Genomic DNA, 19004 nt, shown 5'->3' on the forward strand with positions numbered 1-19004 from the left:
GTAGATGTCGGAAAAATTTGATATACAGAATTCCGTAGAAGGAATCTGGGAGAAATTAGGCGAATGGCTGGATTCAATGATCCTGGGTTTGCCTAATTTCATTTTGGCGGTTTTAGTATTTATCATTTTTGTCCTAGCCGCAAAATACCTCGGCAAATTACTCGATAAGCTATTAAGATTTAGAGTTAAACAGGCTTCTATTCGTGAAATAACCATTAAGATCCTGAAGGTGGTTGTTATTGCAATAGGATTTTTTGTAGCATTAGGGCTTTTAAATCTTAATACGATCCTTACATCTGTTCTTGCCGGTGCAGGGGTGGTTGGTTTAGCCGTGGGTCTTGCTCTTCAGGGAACTTTGAACAATACCTTTTCGGGAATTTTGCTCAGTTTTCTACCCGAACTACAAATTGGAGACTGGATCGAGAATAGTGATTACGCCGGTCGGGTAGTCGAGATAAATCTTAGAAGCATAGTAATAAGAGAAGCCGATAACAATTATGTAGTTATTCCAAATTCCCAGGTAATTGATGCGCCCTTCAAAAATTTTTCCCGTACAAGCCGGTCACGTATCATGGTAAATTGTGGAGTAGCATATAATTCAAATCTTGAACTGGTAAGAGAAATAACCATTCAGGCACTTTCTGAACTCTTCCCGCAGCGAGCAAATGAGGAAGTTGAATTTATGTACAATGAATTCGGAGATAGCTCAATAAATTTTGTTGTGAGGTTTTGGACCGAAGCAACGAACAACAGGGATATACTTTTTGCCAGAAGTTCTGCTATTATAGCCATTAAGAAGGTGTACGATCAACATGATGTTAATATTCCATTCCCTATTCGCACCCTTGAGTTTAATAACAAATTGAATATTCAGAAACCTTCTTCTGAAGAGGAAGCATAAAAAACTCTCCTTTTAAAAAGGGCAAAACAAGAGGTTCTTCGAAGTTCATTTTTTCCTCTGAAGAAGAATGGTATCACCTCCATTTTCCTGTTTCTTTCCCGAAGGATATTAAATATTCTTCTCAAACCCCCAAATAATTAGAAAAAACAAGCAGTTCTAATTAGGGAAGCTTACATAATAACCTGATCATACCCCTAAAAAAAGGTAATTAACTGCTCTCTTTCAGTAAAAAACAGCCTCCTCAATTAATATAATTTGCTAAACTGAAACGGCTTTGCTTCTATCCTTAATTTGAAGGAGTAAAAAGCAAACATTGTATTAAGCAACAAAAGGAGTATTAAAAATTCATTCCGACACTAAAACTGAAACGTAGTCTTTCACCTCCGGTAAATAAATTAAATTTAGCCGAAAAGGCTTCTGCACCCGTAATCCAGAAGCCGCCGCCATAGCTGTCATGCCAAAGCTCACTATCTTCTCCATCAAGCCACACCCGGCCCAGATCGTATCCCGCAAAAACTCCCATTTGAAGAGGGATAAAGGACGTTTTAAATTCATCAAAACTATATCTTAGATCATTGCCCCACACAAAGGCACTTTCACCTGAAAATCGTTCTTCTCTAAATCCTCTAAGATTCTCATTTCCACCTAAAGTTGCAGCCTGGTAAAATTCAAAATCATCACCGAAAAGTACCTCTGCATTAACACGTGAATTAATAACCCATTTATTATTACGACTCACAGCTTTATAGAAACCCAGATATGGAGCTAAATAAGCATAAAAATTATCTGTTTCCCCTGTATTGATTTTTCCACCTCCTATAAGTTCAAACTTCATCCCGTTTGATGGATTAAGCACATCATCATAACTCTCATATAGAAATAAACCTTCCAGACCCGCAAAATACTGCCGCTCGAAAAAATTAGTTCTTTTCATGTATTCTGAAGAAAGAAACCGATCTGTATTTTCCTCTATTTTTACTCCTTCAAAAGATGCATTCAATTTGTAATAACGGCCAAAGGGAGAATCTTTCACTAAACCAGCTTCTCCTCCAAACCTACTAATGCGAACTCGATTGTAATCCATTCCCAAATCTTCTTCAAAATTTTCAGTTTCATTTCCCATTCCAAAGAAATTGCGAGTGTAACTTGGATTAGTAAAATGACCTGCCACAAGGAAGTTGTAATTTCCATAGACGTTAGCAAATTCACCCTGATAGCGTAAATCAAAACTTTGGGTAGCAAAATAATATCCGGCCCTGAACCTGTGCTGTGCAGTAAAAGGATTTCTTCGGAAGCCATATTTAGTAACTGATGCACTTAACCCCACCTGAAAACCGTCATCGGGATTGTAACCTACAGCCGGAAGAATAGCACTTGTAGAGAAAACCTTTCGGTCCTTGTCAAAAACATTCACCTCATAATTATCTGTGAAAGTAATATCTCCTCCATCATTGATTTCCACAGTATTGGGTAAAGATTTATAGTCATAGACCTTTACTTTTTTGCCATTTTTGATCCTATAAATATCATTGTTCTGTCCGCCAATAATTCTGACCAGAATCTGTGAAGAAGCTTCTCCATGAACCTCAAAAATGTCATCATCATCAAGGCCATATATCCACAACTCTTCCGTAACATTAGAATCATACACCCTGTGACTCACCACATCGGCCTTTTCCCCCTCTTTGATCCTGTAGATGGTAACGCGGGTTTTATCTCCCGCAAGACGCTCGATTTCTACATGATCATCTTTATCTGTCGCAGAAATGATGGCAAATTCAGCAAAATAATTATAGTATCTTCTGGTAATATCTACTAAATTATCTCTCCTGGCTTTAAGATTTCGAATAATACGTTGTGTTGATTCTCCCCTGGTTTCCTCCGGAAGCTTACTAAAAGCTTCTTCAATGACCTCATTAGTAATTTGCTCCTGAAGAAACTCTGCCTGTCTTAACCATTCCTCTTTTTCAGCACTTTGAATGAGGCTTCTGTCCAACCCCACTGCTGCCGAATTAAACCACTCGATATCATTAATATTTTCATCATATACAGCAAATTGATTAGCAAAACCTGTAAGACCTCGTAAAGTATTTAAAAAGGCTCCGTCAAAATTGGAAAAAACTTGATCCCTGTCCCGCGGAATAGGTCTAAAAAGGTGATTTCCCTCCTCATCTTCAAATTCAGCCCATCTCCATTGGTCTTCATGCCGATCCCAATCTCCCACCAGCATATCGAATATCCTGGCTCTTATATAAGCAGATTCGTCAAGACTGTATTTTTCATCCCGCCGTAATCGTTCAAAAACTCCGGCTGTACTTTCAATGTCATGATTTGGTTCGCCAAAAGATTCATAACCAGTCCATGCTCCTTCCGGTCGTTCTACTATCATATATAATTCATCCCCATATTCACTGTTAAAATCTCCAAGAGCTTTTTGCTTAGGAACATAAAACAACTTTGGGTTGGTGTGATAAATCCCTGCTGCCTTGGACAAGGTAGGAATAGTTAGAAATGCATAGGGATGTGCAGAAGTGTAAAAATCCATAATTACATCTTCGGCAAGAGTGTTCTCAAATTTTGTCTCTACCGGAGTATCCTTATAAGCCACTGTTTGAAGAAACTGGACAGCACTTTTTTCCAGAGCTCTCATATTGTAATCCCTACCTTCCCGATCCTTTAACCTAAGAGATCTGGTTTGGTGGCCTCCTCCTGCTCTTTCTACAGTGAGGCCACCGTATAAAGTATCAAGAATTGCTACCGGGGCATCTACATTGATTCCGTATAGAGCCCTGTATCGATCCCCCCAAATACTTTCATAAGCTTGAGATGCCTCTGTCTCCTGTGGCTCATAGACCGACGCCTCTAGGGTGCGTGGAAAGGAAGTTGATAATGTATCGGTATTAAAAGGTTGTGGTGCTTCAATGACTTCAGTTTGATATAAAAGCTTAGGTTGCTTGTTCCTACTTCCATAAAAACTTATCCAGGAAGAACCATCCTCAAAAACATCAAGAGCAGCAAACCCTTGTCCGGAATAGGCAAAAAGCCCATCGTTTCTTATACCTGCATAAGAAGCTTTAGAAGCCGAACCGGAAACTACCTGCTTTATTTTATCATGTTCTATGTACTGTATGGAATGGTCATGTCCCGAAACAAAGATTACATTCCCCCATCTGGATGCGATAGTTTCTATGCGGTCCCTCATCCCCTTATATCTTTCATTCTGAAGATCTGTACTGGTAACTCCACCGGTAGTTCGTATAAAATTCGCTAAAGTTCCTAAAAGGGGTAAAGGAAGTTTTCGCTGAGTTGGGTACAAATGATTATTAAAACTGAAATTCCCTCCGTGTAAACCATTGGTGTACATAGGATGATGCATCACAAAAATTACAGTTTTTGTTTGGTTCTTTTTTAGTTCACTGTCAATTTCCTGAAAGAAGGCTTCTCTGGTTCTGATTTCAGCACAGTCATCATTAATTTTAGGGTGCTCATCCCAATCTTCCAGAAACCATTGGGTTTCGGCAACTATAACCTGGATATTTTCAGTAACTTCAAACGAAGCCAAACCACAGCCCGGTTCAGGATAAAAAACATCATCCCTTTCCAGTTTTTCTCGTAAATATTCAACCTGGCGTTCAAGTCCCGTTAATCCTTCACCATACCAGTCGTGGTTCCCTGGAACAAAAAAGAGATTACCGTCATAATTTTCCACGGCATCTATTTGGGCATCGAGACGGTATTCCATAAGCTTCCTATCCGGATGATCTTTAGGAACCAGTCCAGAGGGGTATATATTATCACCAAGAAATATTGTGTAATTTCCAACCTGTTTTACTGAATCAATGTAGGTCTTAAAAGCCAGTAATCCCTCTGAAGAACCTCCGGGAGGAGAATAACCTCCATCTCCCAATAGATAAAAAGATTTTTCAACTACTTTATCCTCGGGGTAGCCAAAATCTTCTGTAGGTTCATCCTTGGCATAATAAAGTTGATTTAATGAAGGAGAACAGGCCGAAAGTGCAATAAACAATACCAGTGTTAGAAATATGTTATTTTTTCTCATACAAAATTATTGGGGGGATTTTTTTGTAATTTGGTGCAAACTAACCACGACTGAATGACAACTCTTACCGGTAAAGCTGAAAATTTTGTACAGGAACTATTCAGAAAAAAATTACCCAATACATTCATTTATCACAATTTTAAGCACACTCAAAGGGTAGTTAAAAGTACTAAAGAATTAATTGAAAAATCTGAAATAAGTGTTAAACAGGAAGAGCCGCTTCTCCTTGCTGCGTGGTTGCACGACACAGGTTATATAGAGAAATATGCAGGTCATGAAGATGAAAGTGTTCACATTGCAAAAGACTGGTTGCAAAAACAGGACGCAGACCAGGAACTTATTGATGAAGTCTCAAAATTAATTCTCGCCTCCAGAATGGGGGCAGAACCTAAAGATCTTTCAGAAAAGATTATTAAAGACGCAGATACCTCTCATCTGACAAAAGACTATTTTGAAGAAACCAGTGAATTCCTTCGGCAGGAACTAAAACTCCAAAAGATAAAGAACTATTCACATCAGGAGTGGATTGAACAAAATATCGAACTTTTTACCGAACGACACCAATACTATACTCCTTACGCGAGAAAAAACTGGACAGAAGGAAAAAATAAAAATCTCTACGAGCTACTCAATAAAGAAAGAAAGGCAAAAAAGAAATTAGCTAAGGAAGAGGCTAAGGCTAGACTCAAAGTAAAATACAAAGACAAGAGCCCGGATCGGGGGATTCAAACGCTCTTTAGAGTCACCATGCGGAATCACCTAAAGTTAAGTGATATTGCAGATGCTAAAGCCAATATCCTCCTGTCAGTTAATGCCATAATCATTTCTCTGGCCATTGCCAATTTTATACCAGATCTTGCGACCCCCGCCCAATCAAGTACTATGATGATGATCCCCATTTTTATTCTCATGATCTTTAGTGTGGCATCAATTATAGGAGCAATTATGTCTACCAGGCCAAACGTAACATCGGGAGAATTCACAAGGGAGCAAATAAAAAAAGGAGAGGTAAACGTTTTATTTTTTGGGAATTTTCATCGTATGCCTTACGAGCAATTTGAATGGGCAATGCATGAAATACTAGAAAATCAAACCGATGTTTATGAATCTCTAATGAAGGATCTCTACATGCTCGGAGTAGTACTCAACCGGAAGTATTACCTGTTAAGAATTACCTATACTATCTTTATGGTAGGAATTATTCTCTCGGTCCTTACTTTCATTGCTACTTATTACCTTGCCTAGGACCTTTTCAAGATCTTCATAGGTAAAAATCTGCTCTTCCTGTTGTTCATTTTTAAGATGGTATAGGACCTCAACTCTGATTGCTTTTAAGCCAATTACTCCCTGTACATCTTCCAACTCTAATTTTTCAACCTTTTCCCCTAAGTATTTTTTGGACTGCAAATATTTAATATAACGCAAATATTCCCTTTCATCTTTCCTGTTAGCATAGACAATTGCAATTTTCCCCTTTTGAGTTACCCTTTCTTCAGATCCTTTCACATTTGCTTTATCTATTCTTTTTTTTATGATCTCATACCTCGCGTTGTAGGTACCATCAACATCAAATTGTTTTTCATCCATCCTATATCTTATTGATAACGTTGTATTGTAAACAAGGATCAATGAAGCTGCCTCCAGTTTCAAAGGCATATTTTCCTGGATTTGGTAGAAACGGTTCTCCATTTCGCACATCGTACTCAATTGCCACAAACGAAGATTGAACAGATAAACCTCGTCAAAAGGTTTCGCTTTATTATTTGCGAGGGAAGCACCTATGTAAATATTGTGTTCTACGCCATCGGTTTTATATCTTTCAAAATAATGGGGATAGATCTCCTGCGCATCAATTTGTCTACGATCAATATAACGGGCCATTGTGCGATTAATTTGCTGTACAGCCTCGTCATAATGTTTGCGGTGATTATATATTATACCGGTTTCAGAATTTACATTTTCTCTGTAGACTCCTACCTTTTCCTTTAATTGCTGAGATTGTTTTTCAATGTGGTCCAAGACAGGATTTATCTCCCTTTGGAGGAGGTTGAAAACCTTCTGTTCACTTGAGGTGCTCAAACTGCCGGCGAGATCATCTTCAAATTCCTTAATGCGGAATTTTACCTGTTCATAAATACTCAGATTTTCAATTTCTTCAGCCTCGCAAACTATGCCGGTAATTAATTGAAGTTGATCAAGCAGGTCTTTCTGAATAGCTTCATTACGGGCTTCTGAAGAAGCCACAATATCTATTTCTCCATATAAAGGATAAACGTCTTCAAAGGTAATATCCTTAAAAGATGCAAGTCCATCCTCATCCAGGTCTCTTATAAACTTTCTTGCCTCCTTTTCAAAAATCCATAACACGCTGGGATGTATCGATGTACATTCGCTTTGTATTACCGCCTTCACCCGGTTCTCAAATTCTGCCTTACTACGTTCCACGGCGGTAACAATGTAAGGTAAGATATCTTCTAGTTTCGTGGCATTAATACTGTTAAGTTCATTTTTTTCATAAGACACCAATTCAAGCAACCCCAATAAAATGTTGTTTTTAGCAATAGGAGCAATTATTGCACTTTTTACACCTGCGTCCACCAAAGATGCAGCCAGAAGATTTTTTGAAGACTTGGCTGAAAATTTTGTGACATCGGGAATACTAAAGTAATTATGTTCCCTCACAAGTTTTTGATAAGCCTCCTCCTCTAGCGCACCCTTACAGTCCACTCCTTTTTTCTGCTGAAGTAAAAAACTGGGAGAACGATTTCCCATCATTCGTTCAAAGGTTGATTCCTGATCATTATACATAGTAAAACCTACCCGAAGATTTGGAATTTTATAGATGGATTTAAAAATCTCCTCAAATTTTTCCATCTCTTCCTTTCCTGAGGTATTTCTTTGCAACAGAGTTGTCTTAAGATCTGAGATTGCATCGTCTACAGTAACATCTGTAAGTGAAATAATAGTAAACCCTTTAAAAATCCAGCTTTTTGGGGGAAATTTTTGCTTCCAAAGCTCTACATTTTCAATATTTTGAATTAACTCATCAACATCATCTTTGGTTATTTCTATAGCCTTATCATTAGGTTCCAGCTCCATGAAATCTGAATCCAGTTCAATTCTATAGTGTCTTAAAATGCCATTTTGATCGGGTATGTCATAATAAAGAGGCCGTGAAAAATCCAAATCGTAGCCATAATACTCATTGAGTATAAGAATACACGCGTAGATGTAATCAAGGTCGTCTCCAAGATTCCTCATTTTCAATGTGAAATCTTTTCCTGCACCTGCTAAAATCTCTCTGAATTTTTGAGTTGAATTAAAAATAAGATTATGAAATGGAACAGAGATGGCTTTAATCTGTGCCCCCGAAAGAATTTCGGGAAAAAGATCTTTCATGAGAATCCTTATGGGATCTTTTAACTTATTAAGCTCTTCAAAGTTGTTGATCCCTTCTTCCAAAGGAGGAAAAGTGGAGATATACTCCAACATCTTCTCCAAATATTCCCTGGAGATGCTGCTCGATTCTATCTCCAGTTGTCTGCGATATTGTTCAATGATCTTGTGAAAACCGATCTTTATTTCCAGGGGAAATTCCTTTTGATTCTTCATATGTTAAAATTAAAGGAATTTCGATCTGTGCCTGTGACAGTTTTTCATATTAACATTAATTTATCTATTTCAACGGTTTCTCTCCGGTATCTTCCTTATTTTTGTCCAAAATTTAAATTAATTATGCGAAAAATATTCTTAGCCGGACTGGTTATTCTTCTTGCTGCTTGTGAAAGTGAAAATGAAGGATACAGGATTAGCGGAACAGTTCAAAATGCTCCGGATGGGCAAATGGTTATCGTTTCAGAATTAAATGACAGTAATACTCAGGTTGTGCATCTGGATACTGTAGAAGTTAAAGATGAGAAATTTGAACTTGACCTTGCCGAAAAAGAAGAGCCTACCATAAGTTTTCTGACCGTTGAAGGAACCCGTGGGAATGTGGTTTTTATTGCAGATAATACCCCCATTAATTTTGAAGTATATCCGGATAGTATTTATTCTTCAGAAATTTCCGGTGGAGAAGACAACGAAGTATTAACCGCTTACCTGGAGAATGTGAGAACGGTTAGCAAGAAAATGGGAGAAAACAGAAACGCTTTGAGAGAAGCTATGATGAACAGAGATTCTACTACTTTACAAAATCTACAGGCTTTTCAGGAACAGATTTTTGACGAAGATCAAGAGACAAAAATAGGATTGATCAAATCAAATCCTAATTCCATTGTATCTGTAATGATCCTTCAGGACATGTTAAATTCTGCCTATTCTTCCTCAGAGTTAAGGGAACTTTACGATCAATTGAGTCCTAAAATTAAGGAAGTTCCTTTGACAAAATCTTTTAAAACACGTCTGGACAATATGAGCAAGACCGAGGTTGGCAGTAAGGCTCCAACCTTTACTGCACCAACTCCACAGGGAGAAATGCTTGCTTTAAATGATGTTCTTGGAAAAGTGACTCTTGTTGATTTCTGGGCTGCATGGTGTAAACCTTGTAGGGTAGAAAATCCCAATATTGTTGAGGTCTATGAGAAATATCATGACCAGGGATTTAATATCATTCAGGTATCTTTGGATCGTCCGGGACAAAAGGACAAGTGGATTCAAGCTATAGAAGATGATAATCTTGGCCAATGGAACCATGTTTCTAATCTTATGTTCTGGCAGGATCCTGTCGCAGTAGAATACGGCATTCGGGCTATCCCGGCAGCCTTCCTGTTAGATGAAAGCGGAAAGATCATTGCAAAAGACCTTAGAGGTGAAGCCCTAGGAGAAAAGGTTGGAGAGATGCTTAATAATACTTCTTCGCAAAATTAAAAATTTCCCTTGGGTTTCGGTTTAAAAACAAAAAAAGGGTGCTGTTCAGCACCCTTTTTAATTATATTAAATCATAAATTAATTCAACATAAAAGTGACATTGACCTTCACGGTAATTTCCATTTCACCCGGCGCGATAGTTTGCTGTTCGGCATTATCCGATTGCATTTCCATAACTCTGTAAACCGGTTGATAATGATCTGTTTGAACTTCAGAAATAAATATTGCCTTTCCTGCACTTTGTCCCAGTGCAGATGCATATTCTTCAGCTTTCATTTTTGCATTTAAAACTGCCTTTCTTCGTGCTTCTGACTGTAGTGCCTCTTTTTCTGAAGTTCTGAATTCTATACCATCAATCCGGTTGAGGCCTGAACTTAGTAGACCAGACATGATTTTCTCATAGTCCGTAAGGTTGACCAATTCAATGGAAATTGCCTGATTCGCTGAATACATGGTATCCTGGGTATTATAATTCACTTCCTTGTTGAGCCTGATGTATTCGGTTTGGATATTTTTGGGGGCTACACCCTGAGATTTCAAATATTTTATCACCTTATCCACCACCTGGTCATTTTTTCGCTTAACCTCTTCAGCTGTTTTACCAGTGTGTTCGATCCTTGACTTAATAAGCACTTTGTCTGGTACTATGTTTACTGTTCCGGTTCCAAGTACCGAGATTGAAGGAATTGGTTTCTCTTGAGCAAAGCCTATACAGTATCCAAAAATGGCAATTAAAAGAAGATATTTTTTCATAATTATTAAAACTATTTTGTTCTGAATTTCAATTTCGATGCCAATATCATATTTTTCCTGATTTCTGTAAGAAAAAAAGTAAAACAATGGGTAATGCAAGTAAAATCACCATTAACAAACTTGTAGTAAATAATTCTGGTACAAGGATCAACGTTAAAATATAACCTCCTACAGCTCCACCAAAATGAGCATCATGACCAATATTCCCTATCCTGTTTTTCATCCCATAGATAGAGTAAAACATATAACCTATTCCAAAAACATAAGCCGGTATTGGAATTGGTATAAAAAACATATAGAGGCTCATGTCCGGATACAACAAAATAGCAGCATAAATAATTCCCGATACGGCACCGCTTGCTCCCACCGCATTGTATTGAAATTCGTCCTTGTGAAAATAATAAGATAAAAGATTACCAATCATCAGGCTCGTAAAATATATGAGTAAGAAACTTATACTACCAAGGGAGGCAATAACGATATCGGCAAAGAAATACAAGGTGAGCATATTAAGAAACAAATGCGCTGTATCCACATGTAAGAATCCGGAAGTGAGGATTCTTATCTTCTCTCCTCTTTTAACCGCTGCAGAATTAAACTTGTACTTTTCAAATAAAGACCGATCATTAAATCCCTTAAAAGAGAAAATTATATTTGCTGCTATGACTGCTATGGTAACCAGGTCCAAATCTCCCATTAATGCTAAAATTTAGTGCCAAATATACCATATATTTGCCTAAATGAATTTCCCATGCAGCGTTTAGTTTTCTGGCTGGCTTACCCATTTTTGTGGCTTATTTCGATATTACCTTTCAGGCTCTTCTACCTGTTTTCAGACTTTGTTTTTGTGATTGTATTTTACGTCGCCAGGTACAGAAGGAAAACAGTCATAGAAAATCTTCAACTCGTTTTTCCTGGAAAGACCAGGGCGGAACTGAAAAAGATCAGAAAAGATTTCTTCCGTCATATGGTGGACATGTTTCTGGAAATGATAAAGAGCCTCTCTATCTCAAATGAAGAATTAAAAAAGCGTTTTAAATTTAAAAATGTAGAAGAAATCCAGAAGATTAGAGAAATGGATAAGAGTATCCTTCTTGCCTGTGGCCATTATGCGAGTTATGAATGGATGAATGCTTTACAGTTATACGGCCTGGACTACAAAGGTTTTGGGGTATATAAAAAGGTACAAAACCGCTACTTTGACCAACTTGCCAAAGATATTAGAGGTCGCTATGAAGGTATCCTTATTCCAACTACAAAAGCGACCAAAACTATTACTGCTAATGAACGTAAAGGAATCCGCGGGGTTTATGCTATGATTGCAGACCAGTCTCCAAAAATTTCCCGTGCCCGGGCCTGGAGAGATTTTATGGGAATTACGGTTCCAATCTTTATGGGGCTGGAACATCTCTCCCGCACATTGGATATGGTAGTAGTCTACCTGCACGTAGAAAAAATTAAAAGAGGCTACTACGTAGCCTCCTTTAAAACAATATCATATGAGCCGGCAAAAGAACCTCAATATTTTATAACCCGAAGCTATTTTGAACATCTTGAAAATCAAATTAAACAGGAGCCCCAGTATTATTTATGGACCCATAAAAGATGGAAACATAGAAATAATCCAATATCAGAAAATGCTGTAGTTATTAAAGATTAGCGATTTTTTTTATCTCACCTATCATTTCTTTAGCTACCTCATCTGCCCTCTCCTGACTTTTAGCTTCGGTATAAATCCTGATTATAGGTTCAGTATTGGATTTTCTCAAATGCACCCAGTGTTCTGCAAAATCTATTTTTACACCATCTACCGTACTCACCTCTTCTCCGGTATACTTCTTTTCTAGCTGCTTTAAAATATTATCCACGTCAAGCTCCGGAGTGAGTTCAATTTTGTTTTTGCTCATGAAATAAGAAGGATAAGTCTTTCTCAATTCGGACACCTTCATTTGCTTCTCAGCCAAAAAAGTTAAAAATAAGGCTACTCCTACCAGACTGTCACGGCCGTAGTGGGATTCCGGATAGATAATTCCACCATTACCTTCACCGCCAATAATGGCATTGTTATTCTTCATTAACTCCACAACATTTACCTCACCTACCGCACTGGCTTCATAGCTGCCACCATGCTTTTGGGTGATATCCCTTAGAGCTCTGGAAGAAGAAAGATTACTTACAGTATTCCCGGGAGTCTTACTTAAAACATAATCGGCACAAGCCACTAAAGTATATTCCTCGCCAAACATTTCCCCTTCTTCTGTAATAAAAGCAAGTCTGTCAACATCGGGATCAACCACCACACCAAGATCTGCTTTTTGCTCTTTTACAAGCTCACATATCTCTGAAAGATGTTCTTTAAGAGGCTCCGGGTTGTGAGGAAACTCGCCGGTTGGTTCGCAATAAAGTTCAATTACCTTTACTCCCAGCCTCTTCAGTAATTTTGGAATTGCTATTCCCCCTGTGGAATTAACCCCGTCCACTGCTACAGTAAATCCTGCTTCAGCAATTTTTTTGGCATCCACCAGGGGAAGCATTACCACTTCTTCAATATGAGTATCAATATAATGGTCAACTTCCATAATTTTTCCAAGGTCATCTACTTCTGCAAAAGAAAAATCGGCTTTTTCGGCAATTCGTAGAATTTCAGCTCCCTCATCTCCATTCAGAAATTCTCCTTTTTCGTTGAGGAGCTTTAGAGCATTCCATTGTTTAGGATTATGACTGGCGGTAAGAATAATTCCCCCATCTGCCTTTTCCATGGGAACCGCAATTTCGACCGTGGGAGTTGTAGAAAGATCAAGATCAATTACATTAATTCCAAGTCCGGTAAGCGTATTCATTACAAGTTGTTGAATCATTTGACCCGAAATTCTTGCATCCCGACCTACCACAACGATAGCCTTCTTATCTTGATGGCGGTTTTTCAACCAGGTACCGTAAGCAGCAGCAAACTTTACTGCATCCACTGGAGTCAGGTTTTCTGAAGGTTTTCCTCCAATGGTTCCGCGAATTCCGGAAATAGATTTAATTAAAGTCATAAACTGGTTTTCAAAGAGTTGTCAAAAATGTCATTTTTTGGAACCTCATTTTCTGCGGAATTTGTTCAGCAAAAAAAGTAAGGTCGCACAAATATACAGTCCTTCTGAAGCAGTCACAAAACTTAACATAAATTAAACACAGAGATTAATTACCTTAGCTCAAATGAATTTTCTTGCCCATATTTATCTTTCCGGTCAAAATGAAGACATCATCCTGGGAAATTTTATCGCAGACTCAATAAAGGGAAAGAACTATTTACAATACCCTCCCGAAGTTCAAAAAGGCATCCTTTTACACCGGGCTATTGACTCATTCACAGATTCCCATCCTCTCGTTAAGAAAAGTTCAGCGAAATTGCACAAGAACTACAGTCATTATAGTGGAGTAATTGTAGATATTTATTACGATCATTTTCTGGCTTCATATTGGGATGAATACTCTGAGGTTCCTTTAGAAGATTTTGTAGCCGAATTCTATAAATTACTACAAAAAAAATTTGATCTGCTACCGGCTCCTATTCAAAGATTCTTTCCCTATATGGTTTCTGAAAACTGGCTTTTAAGCTACGCCAGTATTGAAGGAATAGCAAGAATATTATACCAAATGAATATCCGCACCAAAAATATTGTTCAAATGGATCTTGCAATTAATGATCTCCAGGAGCATTATGATGACCTCTCTGAAGAATTCAAAACTTTTTTTCCACAACTGCAACAGTATTCTCGGGAGAAGAAGGCTTCCCTATAAAAGACAACAATTTCATATTTTGTTTTCTGCTTCAAAAATCAGCCGACAAAAACCACAAAAAGGGTAAAAAAGGGCATTTTCGGAATCTTAATTTGTATAAATTTTCAATTAGCAAAATTTACTTAAATGTTCTGAAGAACAAACTTGATATAATCTAATTAATGAATTGGTAAAGGATTAAATATATTCCGAGAATATGAATCATTTAAGAAAGGGAAATGATCCTTAATTCCTATAACAAAAGAAAGCCGCTAAAAAAGCGGCTTTCCTGTGAGTATTAATAATCTCAATTGGGTTCTACAGACTATATCCAAGATTTTGAAGTGCTGTTACAATTAAATTCTGATAGTACGTTGCAGAGGCTCCCGGGGTAACATCATACACATAACCAAATTCAGATCTGTCAGAGAGGCCATAGGCTCCTGCGTAATTTCCATCTCCGTTTTCACAATAGCTAATGAGCTTAGCAAAGTTATCTGTCCCTGAATAATTGGGCGTTGCTACCTGAAAAATTACCCCATGATAATAATTTGCAGGGAAAGAATTTAACCTCGTTCTCAAGGTAGTAATATCATTGTCAAAAGTTGCTGTCCTTGGAGAACTGGAATCCCAGGTGGTACTAGAGCTGGTATAACTTGTTACAGATTCATCCTGGAAGACCAGAACTATAACATCTCCCGTTGGGGTATCACCCCCCATATTTAAATAATCTATTGTTCTTTCACTTCCATCGGAAATCACCCTTACTTTATCATCGTAAAGCGTTTCATCGTGATTATAAAGGCCTATTAACGCCGCTTTTAGAAGATTATTTCTCATTTCTTGCAGAGGCGCTAAGGTATTGTCCATGGATCCAGAACTATCAAAATAAATAAAAATATTTGTGTCAGCACTAATAACAGGGTCGTCAGAACATCCAATTCTTATATGATGGTAGGCTGGTTCTTCTTGTGCCAATGCCTCAATACTGGCCTGAGTAATCGTAAAGTCATAAAAATCTCCGGCATCTGCACTGTAATCAAGATCTTCATGGTTTAATATTGTTACTCTCGCATAATATGTATCATCACCAAGATCTGGCATTGCAAAGCATAGTACAGAGGCTGAAGGCCAATTTCCTGACATTGATATTGAATTAGTGTCGTTGTTGAGCACCACTTCATTGGTCATAGCGGCATCAGTGAAAACGTCAACATTAAAATAAGCAGGATATTCACGTCCTGTTTCCTCGTCACAATAGTTAACAAAGATGCAATAGCTGTTTTCAACTTCTACAACATCAAAGTCAAAGAATGGATATCCATAAGCAGCTTCTTCCCTTGCATAGTAACATAGAACATCAACGTCAATATAAGGTTTAGTTCCAGCTGCCAATTCGATAGTCATTGGCAGAGCGTCGCCGACTTCTGATTCAAATGCTCCCCCTTCGCGTGGAGCAACCCATAGAACCTGATCGCTTGCATCATAAACTGCGAAGTGTTGTAGATAATATATACCGGCAGGAACGGCCAGATCCTCAGAATAAGTAGTCTCCCAGGAACCATTATTGTCAACAAGCCCTACCTCATGGAGATCATAATCTCCCGTTTCGGCATCTTCATCGATAGACCATCCTAGCATAACATAAGCAGGTACTGCGTCGTCCCTACACTCAGCATCAGATTGTTTATTCTGATCATTAAAAGAATTAAGCAAAGACCTGAATTTTAACTGCACAGTTTCAGGATCATCAGAAACTACTCCGGCTTCATCCTTACTACAGGAGGTGAAAATCATTGCAAAAATTGCCATCCAGGCAATTGAAATTTTAAAATTTTTCATAATAATTAAAAAGTTTTGGTTAAAAAATAAAATGGTTGTAAAAAATTGTTGTTATATCATCCATAGCGGGATCTTCTACAGAGATCAATTTGAAACGACTTCCTCTGCTCCCGGAGAAGAAGAAAGTTCCATGTCATTGTAAAGCATACGGTATAACCCATGTCAACGAGATGTTGCTAGTCAAATTTTTAACTATACAGGGGAATTAAGTGGGGGAAATGAATGGGGAATTAGTAGTTACTCAGGAAAGTAGTAACTAATACTATAAAAGTACATTTAGCTTAAATTTAAACCAATGGGGGAATTCCCTACTTCTTGAAATTCTTGAAAGAATCTAATGGCCAATAAGGATAAAAGGTAAAACAAATAATAGAAAGTAGAAAAATTACACACAATTTTGGCATAGTGTAGAATTAGTCCTCAATTATTTAAATCCGAATTCTAGAGAAAAATCTATACAATATAATTCATAAAAAAACCCGGCGTAGAAGCCGGGTTTTTTTATGAATTATTAAATATTAATAGGCATATCTCCATGCACCATCAACGTAAATCACTGTTCTCCATCCATAACGGGTATAATAATACCATTGACCGTAGTAACGTAATACATAGAGGCCATGGACAGTATAATATTCTCCATCAATATATTCTGGTTCCGTTGTCGTTACTGTTGTTCCTGGAGACGTTCCAGGGTACATACTGTTTATTCCTTTAACATCTTCTGAAGATAAGGCACTTCTTTGAATACTGTATGTACTACCATCTTTTTTCACAATAGTAGGTTGTCCATTCGCTGAAAAGGAATAGGATCCATACATCATAATAGAACCAAAATCAAGATGAGTAGTAAATTCATCGCCATCCATACCATTTTCTTCGTATGTTTTGAAGTTGTGTTCTCTTCCGCTCTGAATATTTTGAAAATTTATAGTGATATGGTTATCTCTATCTACACGACTCTGTTCATGCCAAAGGCCAATAGCGTGTCCAATTTCATGAATGGTATTACCGGTAGAACATGCGGTAGACAGGGTAATATTTTGTCTTCCGCCAATCATCCCAACGTAAGAAGAACAACCTGAACCCGTTACAAAATAAACGTAATTGGACTGAGAAGTTCTCTCCACAAATTTAATATTAGTGTTAGATTCCCAATGCTTTATGGCATCATAAACTCTTGTTTTATTATCAAGTCCGCTTTCTATAGCATAATAGACGGTATTGTTAGGCCACCTACCTGAAGTTCGTCCAACACTTTTAGTTTCCGGGACAATTTCATTTTTTTCAAAAACTACTTTAACTTCCTCATGGCTCACCATATCTGGAGGTAAAAGAATGTCCCCTTCATAAATATAATCACCATTATGTTGTTCAACGAGCATCTTGCTTCCAGCAAAAAATACTTCAGTTATATTTCCATTTACTTCTGTATGGGCCATTTCCGTGATATCCTCTGCCTCAGTAATCTGAGTTGAAGAATCTATTAAGTCCAATTCCTCTACAGAATCTTTGCTACAGGCCATTATAGCCAGAACAGGTACAATAAAAAATATTTTAATTTTATTCATAAGTAGGTTTTCTTTGATGTAAACAACCTTTTAAAAAAATAGGCTGTTGTTAATGTTTACTTTTTTTTAATATTATTAACCATTTTTCAAATGGTTAATTAGGCAACATAATAACTTAAAAAAGTCCTAAAATTTTTATTTAGGAAGAACCGTGCCAAAAAATTTGTTGTTATTTTTTAACACATGTTGCTTTGGATCGTAACATGTTTGGGGCTAAGGAAGTTTCAAATTGCTGTCTGGTTCGTTGTAATAAATTTAAATATTTGGTGATAGGGTTCTTTAGAAGATATATTTTGATAAATAAAAATTTACGCTGCAAAAAAAAAGAAAATAATTGGTTTAATATAATTTTTTGTTAATTTTAACACATTGAAACATAGATAGATACATAGGATTTTTCCTACAATGAGATCCATAAAAGAATCGTCAAAATAGTTCTTCATGAATGGGAGAAGGAATATTTTTCTTTCTAAGATGGGCGGAAGCCTGAAATCGACTTGTATGAAATTAAGTGTAAGCGTAATTTAAAACCAATGAAGATATTTCGAGGAATTTCAAAGACAAATTAATTCTGTGTTTAAAAGCAGCGGATTTGGTTTAAGTCAGCTGGAACGGTTTGGTGGTATATCTGACCAAGGTTATCTTTCATTAGATTTAAAAAAATTAAACCGTTCACAAGAAAAGTTATTAGAGTCGGAAAAAAAGAGAATAGTAGTAAAAAGTGCAATATTTTGCAAGTCAAATAAGAACTGGAGGCAGCATTTGTTGCAAGCCGATAGAGCTCAATTAAAATGGATGAACGGAGAAGGACAAAGCTTAATATCCAGGTATCGGGATCAGGAAAGAGGCTGTATATTAATATGCAGGACCGAGCCGTGTTTAATTGTAGTTTTAAATAGATAATCTCTGTAGCTGATAATTGTTCTTAGAGACGAACATAGTTGTGGGGTCGAGAAAAAGTACATCTTTAAAGCCTGCCTTTCTTCGAAAAGGCCGGTTAGTATAAACTTTAATGCTACAAAGTTTATCGCCTTAAAAGGAAAAAATTCAGCCGCACTATTATTCCCCGGAACATCTACTATCCAAATGAAATTAAAGAGTATAAAAATTAATACACCTCCGGTAGTGTGGTAAAGTGACACTTGCTATCGCGTAGGAGATAAAATTGTCACCCAATCTTCAATATAAATGTTTCACTAAGAAAATAGTTGTTTATAAAGTTTCTGATCATATGAAAAGGAAA

At 37.3% G+C, this 19004-nt stretch carries 12 protein-coding genes; 5 read left to right on the top strand and 7 right to left on the bottom strand.

Annotated elements, in window-relative coordinates; translation table 11 throughout:
- Positions 1–4: 4 nt before the first annotated feature.
- The gene (locus H148_RS0102710) at positions 5–901 is read left to right on the top strand and encodes a mechanosensitive ion channel family protein (RefSeq protein ID WP_029033414.1); all 897 of its coding nucleotides are present in this window, start codon (positions 5–7) and stop codon (positions 899–901) included.
- 337 nt (positions 902–1238) lie between these two features.
- On the opposite strand, the gene H148_RS0102715 is transcribed toward H148_RS0102710, so the two are convergent.
- The gene (locus H148_RS0102715; RefSeq protein ID WP_029033415.1) at positions 1239–4961 is read right to left on the bottom strand and encodes a metallophosphoesterase; all 3723 of its coding nucleotides are present in this window, start codon (positions 4959–4961) and stop codon (positions 1239–1241) included.
- A gap of 54 nt (positions 4962–5015) precedes the next feature.
- Between H148_RS0102715 and H148_RS0102720 the strand changes: the two genes are divergently transcribed.
- Positions 5016–6206 carry a Pycsar system effector family protein gene (locus tag H148_RS0102720; protein WP_029033416.1) on the top strand — a complete coding sequence of 397 codons (1191 nt, stop codon included), beginning with the start codon at positions 5016–5018 and terminating at the stop codon, positions 6204–6206.
- On the opposite strand, the gene H148_RS17110 is transcribed toward H148_RS0102720, so the two are convergent.
- Positions 6126–8573, bottom strand: coding sequence for a GAF domain-containing protein (locus H148_RS17110; RefSeq protein ID WP_211222968.1), 2448 nt, complete (start codon positions 8571–8573; stop codon positions 6126–6128). The two genes, H148_RS0102720 and H148_RS17110, sit on opposite strands and share 81 nt — an antisense overlap.
- A gap of 123 nt (positions 8574–8696) precedes the next feature.
- On the opposite strand from H148_RS17110, the gene H148_RS0102730 reads away from it, so the two are divergent.
- Positions 8697–9830, top strand: a complete 1134-nt coding sequence (locus H148_RS0102730) for a TlpA disulfide reductase family protein (RefSeq protein ID WP_029033417.1) — start codon at positions 8697–8699, stop codon at positions 9828–9830.
- Between the two features lie 78 nt (positions 9831–9908).
- On the opposite strand, the gene H148_RS0102735 is transcribed toward H148_RS0102730, so the two are convergent.
- Together H148_RS0102735 and H148_RS0102740 are read right to left on the bottom strand one after the other, a co-directional pair.
- The gene (locus H148_RS0102735) at positions 9909–10583 is read right to left on the bottom strand and encodes an SIMPL domain-containing protein (protein ID WP_029033418.1); all 675 of its coding nucleotides are present in this window, start codon (positions 10581–10583) and stop codon (positions 9909–9911) included.
- Positions 10584–10629: 46 nt separating this feature from the next.
- Positions 10630–11280, bottom strand: a complete 651-nt coding sequence (locus H148_RS0102740; protein ID WP_029033419.1) for a rhomboid family intramembrane serine protease — start codon at positions 11278–11280, stop codon at positions 10630–10632.
- Between the two features lie 54 nt (positions 11281–11334).
- Between H148_RS0102740 and H148_RS0102745 the strand changes: the two genes are divergently transcribed.
- Entirely contained in the window at positions 11335–12243 is a 909-nt protein-coding gene (locus H148_RS0102745) for a lysophospholipid acyltransferase family protein (RefSeq protein ID WP_029033420.1), read from the top strand.
- Here the strand turns inward: H148_RS0102745 and glmM are convergent.
- Positions 12233–13621, bottom strand: coding sequence for a phosphoglucosamine mutase (gene glmM / locus H148_RS0102750; RefSeq protein WP_029033421.1), 1389 nt, complete (start codon positions 13619–13621; stop codon positions 12233–12235). The genes H148_RS0102745 and glmM overlap by 11 nt on opposite strands.
- A gap of 163 nt (positions 13622–13784) precedes the next feature.
- On the opposite strand from glmM, the gene H148_RS0102755 reads away from it, so the two are divergent.
- On the top strand, positions 13785–14369 hold the full coding sequence (locus H148_RS0102755; protein ID WP_029033422.1) for an acyl carrier protein phosphodiesterase: 585 nt from the start codon (positions 13785–13787) through the stop codon (positions 14367–14369).
- A gap of 297 nt (positions 14370–14666) precedes the next feature.
- Here the strand turns inward: H148_RS0102755 and H148_RS0102760 are convergent, their stop codons facing one another.
- A complete protein-coding gene (locus H148_RS0102760) occupies positions 14667–16190 on the bottom strand; it encodes a hypothetical protein (protein WP_029033423.1) in 1524 nt (507 codons plus the stop codon).
- A 518-nt stretch (positions 16191–16708) separates the two neighbouring features.
- Positions 16709–17716, bottom strand: a complete 1008-nt coding sequence (locus tag H148_RS0102765; protein WP_245583378.1) for a M12 family metallopeptidase — start codon at positions 17714–17716, stop codon at positions 16709–16711.
- Positions 17717–19004: the final 1288 nt, after the last annotated feature.

Origin of the sequence: Salinimicrobium terrae DSM 17865 (assembly GCF_000424665.1) — a bacterium.
Taxonomy (GTDB): Bacteria; Bacteroidota; Bacteroidia; order Flavobacteriales; family Flavobacteriaceae; genus Salinimicrobium; species Salinimicrobium terrae.

Coding starts and splice junctions, on each gene's coding strand:
- H148_RS0102710 (WP_029033414.1), top strand. CDS start 5: ATGTCGGAAAAATTTGATATACAGAATTCCGTAGAAGGAATCTGGGAG.
- H148_RS0102715 (WP_029033415.1), bottom strand. CDS start 4,961: ATGAGAAAAAATAACATATTTCTAACACTGGTATTGTTTATTGCACTT.
- H148_RS0102720 (WP_029033416.1), top strand. CDS start 5,016: ATGACAACTCTTACCGGTAAAGCTGAAAATTTTGTACAGGAACTATTC.
- H148_RS17110 (WP_211222968.1), bottom strand. CDS start 8,573: ATGAAGAATCAAAAGGAATTTCCCCTGGAAATAAAGATCGGTTTTCAC.
- H148_RS0102730 (WP_029033417.1), top strand. CDS start 8,697: ATGCGAAAAATATTCTTAGCCGGACTGGTTATTCTTCTTGCTGCTTGT.
- H148_RS0102735 (WP_029033418.1), bottom strand. CDS start 10,583: ATGAAAAAATATCTTCTTTTAATTGCCATTTTTGGATACTGTATAGGC.
- H148_RS0102740 (WP_029033419.1), bottom strand. CDS start 11,280: ATGGGAGATTTGGACCTGGTTACCATAGCAGTCATAGCAGCAAATATA.
- H148_RS0102745 (WP_029033420.1), top strand. CDS start 11,335: ATGCAGCGTTTAGTTTTCTGGCTGGCTTACCCATTTTTGTGGCTTATT.
- glmM (WP_029033421.1), bottom strand. CDS start 13,621: ATGACTTTAATTAAATCTATTTCCGGAATTCGCGGAACCATTGGAGGA.
- H148_RS0102755 (WP_029033422.1), top strand. CDS start 13,785: ATGAATTTTCTTGCCCATATTTATCTTTCCGGTCAAAATGAAGACATC.
- H148_RS0102760 (WP_029033423.1), bottom strand. CDS start 16,190: ATGAAAAATTTTAAAATTTCAATTGCCTGGATGGCAATTTTTGCAATG.
- H148_RS0102765 (WP_245583378.1), bottom strand. CDS start 17,716: ATGGCCTGTAGCAAAGATTCTGTAGAGGAATTGGACTTAATAGATTCT.